A 15737-nucleotide genomic window follows, 5' to 3' on the forward strand; every position below is an offset into this window, starting at 1 on the left:
ATGGCGGCTCAGTGGTCCTCTGGTGCCAGTTGCCTGAGGTCGGGCAGGCTCCGGACGACCAGCCGCTGCCTGCCGGTGCTGAGCAGCCCGTCGGCGCGCAGGGTCCGCAGTGTCCGGGAGACGGCTTCCCGTGACGCCGACGCGAGTCCCGCCAGGTCGCGCTGGCTGATCCGCAGGGCGATCAGGGTGCCTTCGGGGACGGGGACGCCGTACCGTTCGGCGAGGTCGACCAGGATCGCGGCGATGCGTTCGGCGGCGGTGCTGTCCCCGAATTCGGTGCGGCGCGAGTTGGCGTAGCGCAGGCGGGAGGTGACGATCCGGAGCAACACCACGGAGATGCCCGGGTGTTCACGGAGCACCGAGTTGAACGCCCGCGAGGACAGCCAAAGCCCGGTGACCGGCTCGACGGCGATCGCGGTGGCCGAGCGCAGGCTGCCGTCCATCGACGCCATCTCGCCGATGATGTCGCCCGGATCGCGCACGGCCAGCACGGCGTCGTAACCACCGGTGGACACCGACGTGATCTTGACCCGCCCGGTCATCAGGATCAGCACCCAATCCGACCGGTCACCCTCCCGGATGATCACCGTTCCCGCCGGATACCGGCGTAGTTCGGCCTCGGCACGCAGCGCGGTGCGCTGGCCGTCATCGAGCAGTTCCCAGAGCCTGCCGGGTGGGTCGTGCGGCTCCGCCGCCGGCTGTGTCATGCCTTCTCGTCGCCTCCGTGCGCGATCGTACGAGCAGGCCCGGCCGGACGTTAACCGGGGAGCTCTCGATATGCCTGGGAAAGGCGCTGGACGCCGTCCCGCAGCTGCGCGCCGGTCGCGGTACTGACGTAGCTCAGCCGCAGATAAGGCCCCGGCGCCTCGGCCGCGAAGTACGTCCGGCCGGAGGTGACCGCTACTCCGGCACGGAAAGCGGCGCTGGTCAGCGCCACCTCGTCGGCGAAAGCGGGGAGCGGCTGCCACAGGTGATAACCCCCGGTCGGGACCGGGACGGCGGTCCAGGAGGGCAGGAATTCCCGCAGTGCCGCAACGGTGACGTCGCGGCGTTCCCGCAGCGCGGCGGCGAGGGTCCGCAGATGACGTGGCCAGGCGGGGGAGCTCACCAGTTCGAGCGCGGTTTCCTGCAGCGGCCGCGGTACGAAGAAGCTCTCGACGGCGTGGAGTCCGCGCAGCCGTTCCAGTGCGGGGCCGCGGGCGGCGAGCGCGCTGATCCGCAGGCTCGGTGACGCCGGTTTGGTGAGCGACCGGATGTGCACCACGACGCCGTCGGGGTCGTCGGCCACGAGCGGGGGCGGGGGAGCCGGGCCGCCGGGATGCGCCATCAGGCGGGCGAAGTCGTCCTCGACGACGAAAGCACCGGCGTCGCGGGCGATCCGCAGGACCTCGGCACGGCGTTCGGCGCACAGCACCGCGCCGGTCGGGTTCTGGAACGCGGGCTGGCAGACGAACAGCCGCGCGCCGGTGTCGCGGAAGGCGCCGGCGAGCAGTTCGGGCCGGACGCCGTCACGGTCGATCGGCACCGGGACCGGCCGCAGTCCCGAGGCCCGCGCGATGGCCAGCATCCCCGGATACGTCGGGGATTCCACCAGCACCGGCGCGCCGGGGGCACCGAGCGCGCGCAACGCCGTGGTCAGCGCGCTCTGCCCGCCCGAGGTGATCAGCACGTTCTCGACGTTCACCGGGCTGCCGATGTCACGGGCGAACCAGGCCCGCAGTTCGGGCAGACCGCAGATCGGCGGCCGGGTCCACGCGCCGGGGCGGCGTCCGGCGCGGGCCGACGCCGCCGCGAGTTCGCGTTCCGGCTGAAGGCTGGGATGCGCGTAGCCGCCGTTGAGGTCGACGACTCCCGATGGCGGGTCGCTCAGCGCGGTGAGCACGCCGCTCGCGTCGATGGCGCGGGCGCCGGACTGGGAACTCAGCGCCACCTCCTGCCACGACACGTCCCCGGTCACCGTCACTTCGCGGGAGGGCGGGGCACGGAAGACACCGGCGCCGGGACGGGTGATCACCAGACCTTCGGCGGCCAGCGCGGCGATGGCGCGCGACACCGTCACCGGGCTCACCTTCAACTGCCGGACCAGCTCCCGGCTGGACGGCAGCTTTCCTTCGATCGGATAGCGCTCAAGCTCGGATCGCAGCTGGGTGACCAGGCCGGCGACGCTGCTACCATCGGACATGAGACTGGATGATAGCGCTATCGCGGATCGGACAGTAGCGGTCCGCTCCGGGACCATGCTGGCGGCGCTGGGTGTCCTCGCCTTCTCGTTCACCTTTCCCGCCACCGTGTGGGCGCTCAAGGGCTTCGACGCGTGGACGGCCACCGGGCTGCGCAGTGTCCTCGCCGCCGTGGTCGCCGGCACCTGTCTCCGCGTCTTCCGGGTCCCGCTGCCGCGACGCGATCAGTGGCGTGGCCTGGCCGTGGTCTCCCTCGGCTGTGTCCTCGCGTTCCCGATCCTGACCACGCTCGCGCTGACGACGTCGTCCACGGCGCATTCCGCGGTGGTGGTCGGGCTGCTGCCGCTGGCCACGGCCGTCGTCTCGTCGAGGCTGACCGGGCATCGGCCGTCCCGCCGGTTCTGGCTCGCCGCCGCGGTCGGCGCGAGCGCGGTCGTGGTGTTCACCGTCGCGCAGAGCGGCGGCGGACTGTCCGCTGCGGACCTGTTCCTGTTCGGCGCGCTCGTGCTGTGCGCCTTCGGATACGCCGAGGGCGGCAGGCTGGCCGGGGAAATGGCCGGATGGCACGTGATCGCGTGGGCGCTGGTCCTCGCGTTGCCGGTCACCGGCGCGTTCGCCGTCTTCGGGCTCGCGACCGAACCGTTGCACGTCACCGGAGAGGGAATCGCCGGCCTGCTGTACGTCGCCCTCATTTCGCAGTTCGGAGGATTCTTCGCCTGGTACCGGGGAATGGCCGAAATCGGTGTCACCAGGGCGAGCCAGTTGCAGCTCGCCCAGCCGCTGCTGACGCTGGTCTGGGCGGTCCTGCTGCTCGGCGAGCACCTGCCCGCCGCCGCGCCGGTGACGGCGCTGATCGTCGTCGCCTGCATCGTGGTCACGCAACGATCCCGGAGCTAGATCGACGTCGCGAATCCGCCAGACCGCGGTGCCCGCGCGGTGCTGGGCTGAAGCACATGACCGCTTCGACCCTCGACACCTCCGCGCGGACCCCGCTGAAGGGATGGCTCGCCGTCCTCGCGGTGACGCTGGGGATCTTCTCCCTCGTCACCACGGAGATCCTGCCGATCGGCCTCCTGACCCCGATCGGCGAGGACTTCCGGATCACGCCGGGGACGGCGGGCCTGACCATGACCCTGCCCGGATTCCTCGCCGCGCTCGCCGCCCCCGCGGTCACCGTCGCGGCAGGCCGGCTCGACCGCCGGATCCTGCTGTGCGCGCTGATGGTGGTGCTGGCACTGGCCGACGTCCTCGCGGCGATCGCGCCGGCCTACTGGGCGATGCTGGTCTCGCGAGTGCTGGTCGGGCTGGTGATCGGCGCCTTCTGGGCGATCGGTTCCGGGCTCGCCGAACGGCTCGTCGGCCCTCGGCGGGCGGGCAGGGCGACCGCGGTGATCTTCTCCGCCGTGCCGCTCGGTTCCGTTCTGGGCGTGCCCGCGGGAACGTTCGTCGGCGAGTTGCTCGGGTGGCGGGCGGCGTTCGCGATGATGACGGTGTTCACGATCGGTGTCCTCGCCGTGCTGGCTCTCTCGCTGCCTCCGCTGCCGTCGCGGGGAGCCACCCGGCTCGGCGTCCTGCGTGAGTTGGCGCGCGGGCGGGCGACCCGGCTCGGCCTGCTCGTCACGGTCCTGGTCGTGCTCGCCCATTTCGGGACCTACACCTACGTCACGCCGTTCCTGCACCAGGTGACGCGGGTGAGCCCGGAGTTGCTCACCGTCTTCCTGTTCGTCTACGGCACCGCCGGGATCGCCGGCAACTTCGTCGCGGGCGCGGCGATCGCCCGCGATCTCCGGCTGACCTTCCTCGCGGCGGCGGGATCGATCGGCGTCGCGACACTCGCGTTGCCGTTTCTCGGCGATTCGCAGCCGGGTGCGCTCGCGCTGCTGGTCGTCTGGGGGTTCGCCTACGGAGCCGTCCCGGTCTGTTCGGGAACGTGGTTCGCGCGAGCGGCACCGGAGGCGCCCGAAGCGGCGTCGGTGCTGTTCACTTCGTCGTTCCAGGCGACCCTTTCGGCGGGGGCACTCCTCGGCGGGCTGGTCGTCGACGCGGTCTCCGTCCCGGCCGTGATGGTCACCGGCGCGGTGATCGCGCTGCTCGCGGCCGTCGTCCTCAGCCGAGCGCGGTCAGCGTGACCAGCGCGGTGGTCCCGACCAGCAGCGTGGAGAGCAGGCCGAGCAGCAGGGCGCGGCCGCCGGTGCGGACGAGTTCACCGATCCGGACCGCGCAGCCCAGTCCGAACAGCGCTCCGGCCAGCAGCAGCGTGCAGGCGATCTTGGCGGCGTCGAGCACGAGACCCGGTACGATGCCGGTGCTGCGCACGGCGGCCATCGCCAGGAAACCGAGGACGAACAGCGGGACCAGCGGCGGGCGCTTCCCGTCGACGGGGCGATGCCGTTCGTGCACGCCGACCGCGGCGACCATCGGGGCCAGCAGGACCACCCGGCTGAGCTTGAGCACGATGGCGACCGCGATGGCGGACCCGCCCGCGGGGGTGGCCGCGGCGACGACCTGCGCGACCTCGTGCACGCTGAGCCCCGCCCATTCGCCGATCCGGACCGCGTCGAGCCGCAGCCAGCCGCCGAGGAGCGGGACGGCCGCGATGGCGAGCCCGCCGTAGAAGGTGACCAAGGCGACGGCGGTGGCGACGTCGGAGTCCTCGCGTTCGACGACGCCTTCCATCGCGGCGATGGCGGACGCGCCGCAGACGGAGAACCCGGTCGCGACCAGCATCGCCAGCCCACGCGGCACGCCGAGGAGCCTGCCGAGGCCGATCGTGCCGAGGAAGGTGATGCCGACCGTGAGCACGACGGCGAGCAGCGTGCCGGGGCCCAGCGCCAGGACCGAGGGGAGCGAGAGCTGAAGCCCCAGCAGTACGACACCGGCGCGAAGGAGCTTCTTGGTGGTCCCGGAGATCGCCTTCCGGGTCTCGTCCGACAATGACGGCACCGAGCCGGTGAGGATACCGAGCACGACGGCGATGGTGAGCGCGCTGAGGACCGGGAACGCGGCGCCGGCCAAGTACGCGGCGCCCACACCGGCGCCGGTGACGGCCATCGCGGTCAGGAAGGGCTTCGTGGATCTCACGTGCGTCGTACTCATGGTTCGAGCCTCGTCTCGACGGGGTCACCTCGGTAGCCGGGAACGCGAGGGGTAGGTCATACACTCGGGCTATGACCACACCCGACCTGGACTCCTTGCGTCTGCTGGTGCTCGTGGACGAGCTCGGCAGTATCGGGCAGGCGGCCGCCAGTCTCGGGATCGCGCAGCCATCGGCGAGCAAACGACTGTCCACAGTCGAGCGACGGCTGGGGCTGGTGCTGGTCGACCGGACGCGGCGCGGCTCCGCGCTCACGCCCGACGGCCGGGTCATCGCGGGCTGGGCGCATCGTGTGCTGTCCGAGTTCGACGGCCTGCTCGACGGCGCCGAAGCGCTGCGCACCCAGCACGAGGCGCATCTGCGGGTGGCGGCGAGCATGACGCTGGCCGAGTATCTGGTGCCGGGCTGGATCGGCGAGCTCAAACGCGTCGACCCCGGGCTGTACCTCGGGCTGGAGGTCACCAACTCCGATCAGGCCGCCGAACTGGCGCGGGAGGGCAAGGTCGATCTCGGGTTCGTCGAGTCACCCGGCGCGTTACCCGGTCTGTCGTCCCGGCGGGTGGCCACCGATCGCCTGGTCCTCGTCGTGCCCGGAAGTCATCCGTGGGCACGCAGACGCCGTCCGCTGACCGCGGCCGAGCTGGCGATCACGCCGCTCGTGGTCCGCGAACCGGGTTCCGGGACACGGGAGACCGTGGACGCCGCACTGCGCAAGGCCGGTGCCGGGCCGGTGAAACCGTTGCTGGAACTGGGTTCCGCGTCCGCGGTGCGCAACGCGGTGATCGCCGGAGCCGGCCCGGCGGTGATCAGTGAACTCGCCATCACCAGGGACGTCGCCGACCGCAGGCTCGTGTCGGTCGCGGTCGACGGGGTCGATTTCGGCCGGGAACTACGCGCGGTGTGGCCCGCCGGCCGACGGCTCGCCGGTCCGGCGGCGGCGCTGTTGGGCATCGCGGTCCGGAACGCGAAATCCCGCTGAGTCCCTGCCGTTCTCGGTGGCGGCCCGGAAAGCCGGTCACGCGGCCGGGAACGACGCGCCGGGTCACCGAGGGTCCACTGTGTACGGACATCGGAGGATCACCGTCCACTGGGGACAGTGGGCCGCCGTGGAAGCACATCGAGCCTGCCGCGTGGGGCGGCGAGAGCCGCACGGCCGTCACCGACGCCTGTGGTGAGCAGCGGCTGCCCGACGACCGGTGTCATCCGCGGCCGCGGCGGCTGTTCGCCCCCCGCTGCGGTGCGGCTCGGCCGGGGAGAAGGTCCGGACGCCCAGCCGGTTCGTCCCCGCGGGGCCGTGGGGGCTGGTGGGGGACACGGTGCTCGTGGTGCCCAGGGGGGCGCTGTGACGGCCGTCGATCACCGTGCGGCTTTTACTCCTCCAGCTCTTGAAAAGCCCGCGTGTAGGGACTCTCCTGGAGGGGTAACAGCTTTCCGAAGGTGTGTCCTCGTGCTGGGAGTCGTCATGACCGCGGTGAAGGCATCGCCCCGACCGGACGCCATCCGCTTCGGCGGGCGGAGTCGGCTGCCCAAGGGCAGCGTGTTCCTCAACGTCGTCCGCACCACCGACCACAAGATCATCGGCCTGCTCTACCTCAGCACCTCGTTCGGGTTCTTCGTCATCGGCGGGTTCATGGCGCTGCTGATGCGCGGCGAACTGGGCAGGCCGGGAATGCAGTTCCTGTCGCAGGAGCAGTACAACCAGCTGTTCACCATGCACGGCCTCATCATGCTGCTGCTCTACGCGACACCGAACCTCTTCGCCTTCGCCAACTACATCCTGCCGCTGCAGATCGGCTCCCCGGACGTGGCCTTCCCGCGGCTGAACGCGTTCTCCTACTGGCTCTACCTGTTCGGCGGGCTGATGGCACTCAGCTCGTTCCTCACCCCGGGTGGCGCGCCCGATTTCGGGTGGACGATGTACACCCCGCTGTCCAACGCCGCGCACACCCCGGGCGTGGGCGCCGATCTGGTGATCATGGGCCTCATCGTCTCCGGGCTCGGGACGATCCTGGGCGCGGTCAACATGGTCACCACGATCCTCTGCCTGCGCGCGCCGGGGATGACCATGTGGCGGCTGCCGTTGTTCACCTGGAACATCCTGTTCACCACGATCCTGATCCTCGCGGTCTTCCCGATCCTCACCGCGGCGTTGTTCGCCCTGGAAGCGGACAGAAGGCTCGGCGCGCACGTGTTCGACCCGGCCAACGGCGGGGCGATCCTGTTCCAGCACCTGTTCTGGTTCTTCGGCCATCCCGAGGTGTACATCGTCGCGTTGCCGTATTTCGGCATCATCACCGAGATCGTCCCGGTGTTCAGCCGGAAACCGCTGTTCGGCTACAAACTCATGGTGTTCGCGACGATCGGGATCACCGCGCTGTCCTTCGCCGTGTGGGCGCACCACATGTTCGCCACCGGCGCGGTGCTGCTGCCGTTCTTCTCCATCATGACCTTCCTCATCGCGGTGCCGACCGGAATCAAGTTCTTCAACTGGATCGGCACCATGTGGAAGGGCCAGCTCACCTTCGAGTCACCGATGCTGTGGTCGATGGGCTTCATGGTGACGTTCCTGCTCGGCGGCCTGACCGGGATCATCCTCGCCGCGCCACCGCTGGACTTCCACATCCACGACACCTACTTCGTGGTGGCGCACTTCCACTACGTGCTGTTCGGCACCATCGTGTTCGCCACCTTCGCCGGCATCTACTTCTGGTTCCCCAAGATGACCGGGCGGATGCTCGACGAGCGGCTCGCGAAGCTCCATTTCTGGACCACCTTCATCGGTTTCCACACGACGTTCCTCGTCCAACACTGGCTCGGCAACCAAGGAATGCCGCGCCGCTACGCCGACTACCTGAGCAGCGACGGCTTCACGCTGCTGCACACCATTTCCACCATCGGCGCGTTCCTGCTCGGCGCGTCGGTGCTGCCGTTCGTCTGGAACATCGTGCGCAGCTACCGCTTCGGGGAAGTCGTCGAGGTCGACGACCCGTGGGGACACGGCAACTCCCTGGAATGGGCGACGACCTGCCCGCCGCCCCGGCACAACTTCCACGACCTGCCGAGGATCCGGTCCGAACGGCCCGCGTTCGAACTCCACTACCCCCACATGATCCCCCGGCTGCGTGCCGAGGGGCACACCACCCCGTTCCAGCGCCGCGGCCAGCCCACCCCGTCGGAACTGCTGGTGGACAAAGCGCTGAAGGACGACACCGACTGACCGAGGGAACGAGGTACCGCGCATGATCCCCATGGACGTCGAAGGGATGGCCGTCCTGGCTCCGGAAGCGGCACCGGTGATGTTGCTGCGGGAGCGGCAGGGCGAACGCCGCTGGCTGGCGATCACGATCGGCAGCCCCGAGGCGAGCGCGGTGGCGCTCGCCCAGGAGAAGATCCGGCTGCCCCGGCCCGGCACGATCGAACTGATCGGCCAGGTGGTCGAATCGTTCGGGCACCAGGTCACCGGGGTCCAGGTCACCGCGCTGCGGGACGGCATCTTCTTCGCCGACCTGGTGCTCGATTCCGGGATCCGCGTCTCGGCCCGGCCGAGTGACGCGGTCGCGATCGGCCTGCGGGCCGGGGTCAAGATCGAGGTGGCGGACGCGGTGCTCGAGGTCGCTTCCGTGCGGGTCGAGATCATGGGCTCCGGGCCCGACGCGGAACTGCCCTCGGTGTCATCGGACCCGGTCGCGCAAGAGCGGGAGGTCGAGGAGTTCCGGGCGGCGCTGGACAAGATCGTGCCCGAGGACTTCGGGGAGCCGCCGCCCGCTCCGCCCACCGACTAGTCCCGGAACGCCATGAAAGGTCCTTTCCTTGCGAAATTTGCAAGGAAAGGACCTTTCATGGCGCGTGAGAGGCGGGCGGGCTCTACTGCTTCGCCAGGCCCTGTTCGATCGCCTCGATGATGCGCGGCCGCATCTCGGCCGCGCTGATGATCGCGTCCACCGAGCCGACCTTCACCGCGCGCTCGATGCTGTGCACGCCGTCGAACTCGGCCGCGACCGCACCCAGCTTCTCGGACCGCACCGACGACCGGAGCTCGGCCAGCTCCCCGGCCAGCGCGGCGCGTTCGGCACCGGTCGCCCCGCTGAGCTTCTCGGTGAGCGACCGCACCCGCGGGTCCGCCGCCGTCCGCGCGTTGACCTCACCCGAGAACACGACCGCCGCGGCCGGCGCGCCACCGAGCACGGAGGCGAACGAACCTTCCAGTGCCAGCACCGTCATGTTCGGGTTCAGCGCCTTCGAGAAGACCACGAACGCGCCGCCGTGGTACCGCGAGATCACGGTGAACACGATCGGGCCTTCGAAGTTGACGATCGCCCGGCCGATCTCGGCGCCGTACTCCAGTTGCAGCTTCCGCATCGACTCCGGCGAACCGTCGAAGCCGGACAGGTTCGCCAGCACCACGAGCGGCCGGTTGCCGCTGGCCGCGTTGATCGCCCGCGCCGCCTTCTTCGACGACCGCGGGAACAGTGTGCCCGCGGTGTAGGTGTCCGGTCCGTCGGTGGGCGGGAAACCGCGGCGCGGCACCGAACGCGACTCGATCCCGAGCAGGCACACCGGCCGCCCGCCGAGGTGCACGTCCTGTACGGCCGCGGTCTCCGCGTCCGCCATCCCCGGCCAGCGCTCCAGCACCGGGTGGTCCTGATCCGACAGCGCGCGCATCACGGTGCGGATGTCGAACGGCTTCTTGCGGTCCGGGTTGGCCTCCCGCGAGAAGATCTGGCCGACCGTGGTGAAGTCGCTGTCGACGGCCGCGTGGGGGAAGGACGAGACGTCCCGGTCGATCGGGTCGTTGGTGACCGCCTTGCGGGGACCGGACTCGCCCGGCGCCACGTAGGTGTGGTCGTAGTGCGACATCAGCACGTCCCGCGCCGCGGCGAGGTTCGGCGCCCAGTACTGCGCCTGGCCGTTCGGGCCCATCACCCGGTCGTAGCCGCCGATGCCGAAGTTGTCCTCCGCCGAGACGCCACCGGAGAAGTCGAGCGACTGCTTGCCGGTCAGCACCATCGCGGAATCCGGTGTCATCACCAGGATGCCCTTGGTGTGCATGAGCATCGTCGCTTCGGCGTTCCAGTACGGCTGGGCGCCGACGTTGATCCCGGCGACCACGATGTTGATCTCGCCGCCGTTCTGGGTGAAGTGCACGATCCGCTTGAGCGCGGCCGCGACCCAGTCCATGTTCTCGGTGCCGGACTCCATCGAGATCCGGGCGCCCGCCGAAAGCGCGTACCACTCCAGCGGGATCCCCAGCCGCTCGGCGAGATCCAGCGCCGCGATCACCCGCGAGCACTCCGGCTCCGACAGCGCGCCGAGCGCCTTCGTCGGGTCGCCCAGCAGCACCACGCGCCGGACACCCTCGGGGTACCGCTCGGTCGGCGTGGTGACCACACCGGCGACGATCGCCGCCTTGTTGCGCCCCTTCTTCCGGTCGACCGGAACCAACGTGGCGGTGTCGTCCAGGTCGTACTCGGTGAACGAGCCGAGCATCTCGGTCAGCTCGTACGGGTACACCGTGTCGCGGCGGCGGGCGCGCAGGACGTTCTGGCGGTAGTCGTCGAGCGGGAGGATCGGCTCGGTGACGGGTTCGGAGACCGACATCTGCACGCCACCGCTGACGTCGTAGCCGATCCGCACGGCGACCTCGTTGACCTCGCCGGTCGCGCGGTCACGCTGCCTGCCGAGGAACTGGACCTCTTCGAGACCCGCGCCCGCCGTCGACGGCTGCACACGCTGGGCGACCGTGTCCAGCTCTTCGCCGGTGAGCTCACTGGTCGGCCACACGTACAGCATGATCCGGTTGGTGTCGAAACGCTTCCTCGGCGGAAGTTTCGCCTGCACCCCGCGGATCGCGTCGAGGCACCCCGCCAGCGTGCCCTCGACCGCGGGCAGGGCCAGCAGCTTGCCGTCGTTGTCCCGCAACGGGGTCAGGTCACGGACCTGGGCCAGCGCGACCAGCCGCTGGTCCGCCGGGTTCATCGGCGAGACGCACTTGAACAGGTAGACGTCCTCGTCGCCGGACGGCAACCGCGTGAGGTCGAAGTTCGCCAGCCGCTGCAACTGCATCCGCTGTGCGATCAGCGGGTGCAGGCCGCGGATCAGCCGCTCTTCGCTGAACCCGGTCGAGGACGGGCGGAAGGTGAAGTGGTGATGCATCACCGCACCGCCGTGCCCGGCGACCGTGGTGGTGATCCGCCGGACACGGCTCGGCAGCGACCCGGCCATGAGGACCTCGCGCAGCCCGGCCGCCATCGTGTCGTCGTCGGCCGACTCGTCGTCCCACGTCAGGTAGAGGTCCGCCTCGACGTCGGTGTCGGCGGGCAGCTTCGCGGCGAGATCGGCGACCGCTTCGATCGCCCCGGGCAGCCCGGCGCGGTCGACGGCGGTGGTCGCCATGTGGAACCGCTCGTTCTCGTCGGTGTAGTCACCGGTGACGAACGTGCAGCCGCCGACGGTGACCTGCTGGACACCGGTGAGCGCGCGGTTGCCGTAGTAGCGGCGGCTCAGCACCTCCAGCAACGGGGTGTGATCGGTGCCGGGGCGGCCGATCCGCTGCCCGAGCAGGCGCACCAGCGGCTGCGCACTGGCCAGCATGCTCGCGACGCGCTCGGCGCGGTCCGGCGAATCCGGCTGCCGGTCGAGGTGAGTCAAGTGTTTGCGGACCTCGGTGTACACCTCGGCGCGAGTGCGGCGGAGCAGCGGCTGGGCGAACCAGCGGAACACCACACTGCGCGCCAGGTCGCCGACCACCGGGAAACGAAGCTGGGTGGCGGCGATGAGCGCCTCCAGCGCCTTGCCCGCCGGCTCGCGCATCGACTCGAACGGCTGCGGCTCGGTGAGCCACTGCCGCAGCAGCGCGGTGACGACCGCGACGTCGGACGAGGTCCGCTGCTGGGCGAGGAAGATGCGGAAGACCGCCTCCTCCAGCTCCGGCGTCCGCTCCAGATCCTCGATGCCGTAGTGCGCCAGCACCTTCTTGAGCTTGTTCTGGAACGACTCCGACAGTCCGGCGCGTTCGACGTCGAGGCTCTGCAGGTAGGCGTGGAAGAACTCGCGGGAGCTGTGCACCCGGGTGTCCGTCTTGACCTCTTCGCGTGCCGGCTTGTTGCGCATCAGCTCGGACAGGTCGGCGAACACGGTCAACAGTTCGACCTCGCCCTCCAGCGGGCGGTCGCCGTTGTCCTCCAGCTCGGCACGGGCGGCCAGGTACGCGCCGAGTGTGCGGCGCTCGTCGTGCGGGTCGACGTCGAAGCCGAGCAGGAGGCTGCGCAGATCCTGTTGTCCCCGTGTGATCCGCTGCGCCGCCGACGTGCCGTCCGGCTCCACGGGCAGCTCGATCTCGACGCCGCCGGTGTCTTCGGCGACCTCTTCGCCTTCCTCCGCCAACGGCTCGAGCCGCAGCAGCGGAGCGCCGGTCTCGACCTGGCTGCCGACCGAGACGGCGCACTCACGCAGCTTCGCGCGGAACGGCGCGCGAAGCACCGTCTCCATCTTCATGCTTTCCAGCACCAGCACGGGCGCGCCTGCTTCGACCTCCGCGCCGACCTCCAGCGGCGTCGCGACGACGAGCGCGGGCGCGGGGGAGCGGACGACACCGCCCTCGTCGCGGCTGACGCGGTGGGTGACGCCGTCGATCTCGACCAGGTGGATCGGCCCGTGCGTGCCGGTGACCAGGCGGAACCGGGTGCCGTTGACGGTGATCTGACCGGTGTGCTCGTCGAACCGGTCGACCTCGACGTCGGCGGGGTGCACGTCGCCACCGCCGGCCCAGACGCCGACGCGGAACCGGCGATGGCCGACCCTGGCCACGCTCACGCGGTACGCGGCGCCCCGCAGTTTCAAGTCGAGCGGACGGCCGCTCTCGTGCTGCACCTGCGGGCGGCCACCGTGCGCGGTGGACAGAAGCCGTTGCCGCTCAACGGCTTCCTCGTCTTCGTAGGCCTCGATCGCGGCTGCCGCGAGCGCGATCGCGGAATGGCGGTGCGTGACCAGCTTGCCTTCACCGCGGACCCGGTCGATCCAGCCGGTGTCGGCGGAGCCGTCGATCACCTCGGGCTGGTCGAGCAGGTCGAGGACGAAACTCTTGTTGGTCGCGCCGCCCTCGATGATGACCGTGGTCTGCGCCATGGCGCGGCGCAGCCTGCCGAGCGCCTCGTCACGGTCGCGGCCGTAGGCGATGATCTTCGCGATCATCGAGTCGAAGTCGGCCGGGATCGTGTCGCCTTCGCTGACCCCGGTGTCGACCCGGATACCGGGACCGGTGGGCAGGTCCAGACGCGCGATGCGGCCAGGCGACGGCGCGAAGTCGCGATCCGGGTCCTCGGCGTTGAGTCGTGCCTCGACGGCGTGACCGGCTTCGGCGGGCTGGGTTCCTTCGAGCTTGCCTCCGGCGGCGACGTGCAGCTGGGCCTTCACCAGGTCCATGCCGGTGGTCAGCTCGGTGATCGGGTGCTCGACCTGAAGGCGGGTGTTGACCTCGAGGAAGGCGAACAGCCGGTCACCGGGGTGGTAGAGGAACTCGACCGTCCCGGCACCGCGGTAGCCGACCGCGAGCGCGAGCCGCTCGGCGGACCGCTTGAGCTCGCCGGCCTGCTCGGCGTTCAGCACCGGCGAGGCGGACTCCTCGATGATCTTCTGGTTGCGGCGCTGCACCGAACAGTCGCGGACGCCGAGCGCCCACGCGGTGCCCTGGCCGTCGGCGATGACCTGGACCTCGACGTGCCGGGCGCCGGTGACCAGGCGCTCCAGGAACACGACACCGCTGCCGAAGGCGCGCTCGGCCTCCAGGCTGGTGCGCTCGTAGGCGTCCTCGAGCTCGTCGGCGGAGGTGATGACGCGGATACCGCGCCCGCCGCCGCCCGCGGTCGCCTTGAGCATCAGCGGGTAGCCGATCTCGTCGGCGGCCTTGATGGCGGCGTCGAGATCCGCGACGGCGCCGCGGCTCCACGGCGCCACCGGCACACCGACCTCTTCGGCGATCAGCTTCGCGCCGATCTTGTCACCGAGCTTGCGCATCGCGTCCGCGCTCGGCCCGATGAAGGTGACGCCCAGCCGCTCACACAGTTCGGCGAAGGCCGGATCCTCGGCCACGAACCCCCAGCCGACCCAGGCCGCGTCGGCCCCGGTCTCGGTCAAGGCCCGCTCCAGCACGGCGAAGTCCAGATACGGACGCGCCGACGCCGGACCGAGGTTGTGGCTGATGTCGGCTTCCCGCACGAACGTCGCCGACCGGTCCGCGTCCGTGTAGAGCGCGACGGTCTCGATCCGCCGTCCGGTCTCTGCCGAAAGCTCGCGGACGGCGTGGATGAGCCGCATCGCGGCTTCTCCGCGGTTGACGATGGCGACACGACTGAACACCGACTGAGCCTCCCAAGTACGTGACACGACAGCTGACCGTCCCGTCCGCTCACGCGCGGGACAGTCTCCTGGACCTGTCCAACAGCCTGCCTCTTACCGGCCGGTACGAGAATGTCGCCGGTGGCGCATGCCGAGGGCCGGGTCTTGTAGGAACCCGCCAAAAAGTGTCCTGGAACACCTCTCCGTAGGGCCTGATGACGTGATGAAGTGGACAACTGCGGGATGAACTCGGCGGGCGGGTTCGGGAGGTGTCATCGGGTGTTCACGATGGTTTCACCGGCTGGGGTTCTCGTCGGTGGGCCGGTGTTTCCGGGTGGGGCCCGGTGCGGTGGTGGGATGGCTCGGCTGGGTTGCGGTACCGGGCTTCGGGTATCGGGCTTGCTTCTTGGGGGAGCCGTTGCCGGATTGCGGCGACAGCTGCGGATGCTGGGGATGTCGGGGCAGGGCGTGGCCGCGCGCGAGACCGCAGTGGCGAATCGGCGGCGTGGATTTCGGGCGGTGATGCTTGTGCCGTCGTTTCCGTCGTTTTACGGCGACGAATCGGAAGCGGTTCCTCCGGCAGATGGCGTGGTGGCGGGAAAGCCGTAGCCGTTTCCGGTGATGGGCTCGGCAGTGATTCTTGAGTTGAAGGGCATGGCGGCGTTGGGTTACCGGCGTGGGCGGTGATGCTTGGCTGCCGGGGCGTCGCCGTTTTTCGGCGATGACTCGGGGTGGTGGGGCTGGTCGACCGGGCGGGGTGTGATGACGGGCTGTCGCGAATCTGTTTTGCCGGTGTGGTGATCGGGAGCGTGTCGTTCGGGATCGTCTGTGGGTTCGGCCGGGTTTGTCTTTGGGTCGGTGGTCGTCTCGTCCTTGCTGTGGAACGTCCCGGTATGAGCGGCCAAAGGTCTCGAGCGACGACACGGCGGGAACATGTGAAGCCCGTGCCGAGTCGTTGCCGTTTTTTGGTGACGCTCGCCTGAGGGGCGTGCCGTTTTCCGGCGACAGCCCGGAGCATCGGCGGTTCTCAGGGTGAAGAGCGCGCCAGCCAGAGACAATCACCGCCGTTTTCCGGCGATACTTCGGAATGGCGGGGGTTCGTGCAGGGCCGCGCAGAAGGAAATCCGCCT

9 protein-coding genes are annotated in these 15737 nt (G+C 70.1%); 5 read left to right on the forward strand and 4 right to left on the reverse strand.

All coding sequences use genetic code 11. The features are described from left to right. Window positions 1-8: 8 nt before the first annotated feature. The gene (locus P3102_RS14355; RefSeq protein WP_276369655.1) at window positions 9-707 is read right to left on the reverse strand and encodes a Crp/Fnr family transcriptional regulator; all 699 of its coding nucleotides are present in this window, start codon (window positions 705-707) and stop codon (window positions 9-11) included. Window positions 708-757: 50 nt separating this feature from the next. Then, window positions 758-2182, reverse strand: a complete 1425-nt coding sequence (locus P3102_RS14360; protein ID WP_276369657.1) for a PLP-dependent aminotransferase family protein — start codon at window positions 2180-2182, stop codon at window positions 758-760. Between P3102_RS14360 and P3102_RS14365 the strand changes: the two genes are divergently transcribed. Further along, on the forward strand, window positions 2181-3077 hold the full coding sequence (locus tag P3102_RS14365; RefSeq protein ID WP_276369659.1) for a DMT family transporter: 897 nt from the start codon (window positions 2181-2183) through the stop codon (window positions 3075-3077). The genes P3102_RS14360 and P3102_RS14365 overlap by 2 nt on opposite strands. Before the next feature lie 56 nt (window positions 3078-3133). Further along, window positions 3134-4309, forward strand: coding sequence for an MFS transporter (locus P3102_RS14370; RefSeq protein WP_276369661.1), 1176 nt, complete (start codon window positions 3134-3136; stop codon window positions 4307-4309). On the opposite strand, the gene P3102_RS14375 is transcribed toward P3102_RS14370, so the two are convergent. Next, a complete protein-coding gene (locus P3102_RS14375; RefSeq protein WP_276369662.1) occupies window positions 4287-5276 on the reverse strand; it encodes a putative sulfate exporter family transporter in 990 nt (329 codons plus the stop codon). The genes P3102_RS14370 and P3102_RS14375 overlap by 23 nt on opposite strands. 71 nt (window positions 5277-5347) lie before the next feature. On the opposite strand from P3102_RS14375, the gene P3102_RS14380 reads away from it, so the two are divergent. The 3 genes from P3102_RS14380 (at window position 5348) to P3102_RS14390 (ending at window position 9056) form a co-directional block, all read left to right on the forward strand. After that, window positions 5348-6253 carry a LysR family transcriptional regulator gene (locus P3102_RS14380; RefSeq protein ID WP_276369664.1) on the forward strand — a complete coding sequence of 302 codons (906 nt, stop codon included), beginning with the start codon at window positions 5348-5350 and terminating at the stop codon, window positions 6251-6253. Window positions 6254-6736: 483 nt separating this feature from the next. Further along, on the forward strand, window positions 6737-8491 hold the full coding sequence (gene ctaD / locus P3102_RS14385; protein ID WP_276371169.1) for a cytochrome c oxidase subunit I: 1755 nt from the start codon (window positions 6737-6739) through the stop codon (window positions 8489-8491). Window positions 8492-8513: 22 nt separating this feature from the next. Further along, window positions 8514-9056 carry a bifunctional nuclease family protein gene (locus tag P3102_RS14390; protein WP_276369665.1) on the forward strand — a complete coding sequence of 181 codons (543 nt, stop codon included), beginning with the start codon at window positions 8514-8516 and terminating at the stop codon, window positions 9054-9056. 82 nt (window positions 9057-9138) lie between these two features. On the opposite strand, the gene P3102_RS14395 is transcribed toward P3102_RS14390, so the two are convergent. Further along, window positions 9139-14628, reverse strand: coding sequence for a biotin carboxylase N-terminal domain-containing protein (locus P3102_RS14395; RefSeq protein ID WP_276369667.1), 5490 nt, complete (start codon window positions 14626-14628; stop codon window positions 9139-9141). Between the last annotated feature and the right edge of the window lie 1109 nt (window positions 14629-15737).

Source organism: Amycolatopsis sp. QT-25 (genome assembly GCF_029369745.1).
GTDB lineage: Bacteria > Actinomycetota > Actinomycetes > Mycobacteriales > Pseudonocardiaceae > Amycolatopsis.

Coding starts and splice junctions, on each gene's coding strand:
- P3102_RS14355 (WP_276369655.1), bottom strand. CDS start 707: ATGACACAGCCGGCGGCGGAGCCGCACGACCCACCCGGCAGGCTCTGG.
- P3102_RS14365 (WP_276369659.1), top strand. CDS start 2,181: ATGAGACTGGATGATAGCGCTATCGCGGATCGGACAGTAGCGGTCCGC.
- P3102_RS14360 (WP_276369657.1), bottom strand. CDS start 2,182: ATGTCCGATGGTAGCAGCGTCGCCGGCCTGGTCACCCAGCTGCGATCC.
- P3102_RS14370 (WP_276369661.1), top strand. CDS start 3,134: ATGACCGCTTCGACCCTCGACACCTCCGCGCGGACCCCGCTGAAGGGA.
- P3102_RS14375 (WP_276369662.1), bottom strand. CDS start 5,276: ATGAGTACGACGCACGTGAGATCCACGAAGCCCTTCCTGACCGCGATG.
- P3102_RS14380 (WP_276369664.1), top strand. CDS start 5,348: ATGACCACACCCGACCTGGACTCCTTGCGTCTGCTGGTGCTCGTGGAC.
- ctaD (WP_276371169.1), top strand. CDS start 6,737: ATGACCGCGGTGAAGGCATCGCCCCGACCGGACGCCATCCGCTTCGGC.
- P3102_RS14390 (WP_276369665.1), top strand. CDS start 8,514: ATGATCCCCATGGACGTCGAAGGGATGGCCGTCCTGGCTCCGGAAGCG.